Annotated in this window: 1 protein-coding gene; it reads left to right on the forward strand. The window is 71.4% G+C overall.

Going from position 1 to position 294, the window contains the following annotated elements:
- Positions 1-40: 40 nt before the first annotated feature.
- Positions 41-294, forward strand: a 254-nt coding sequence (locus EN846_RS34540) for an MATE family efflux transporter (protein WP_245518778.1), incomplete at its 3' end; no start/stop codon positions are given.

Below are 294 nucleotides of genomic sequence, written 5' to 3' on the forward strand. Positions count from 1 at the left end.
CGGCGTGCGACGCGCGGCCTGGGCCGGTTACGCGATCATCATGGGCACGCAGACGCTGTCGGCGGCGGTGCTGCTGTTCGGCCACGACGCCATCGTCGGCGTGTACACCAACGACCTGGCGGTGGCCGGGCTGGCCTCGACCCTGCTGCTGTACGCGGCCACCTTCCAGTTCCCGGACGGCATCCAGGTACTGTCGGCCGGTGCGCTGCGCGGCCTGAAGGACACCCGCGTGCCGATGTTCATCGCCATGTTCGCGTACTGGGGCCTGGGCATGCCGCTCGGCGCCGGGCTCGG

It is taken from the genome of Mesorhizobium sp. M4B.F.Ca.ET.203.01.1.1 (assembly GCF_004791025.1).
Classification (GTDB): Bacteria; Pseudomonadota; Alphaproteobacteria; order Rhizobiales; family Rhizobiaceae; genus Mesorhizobium; species Mesorhizobium abyssinicae.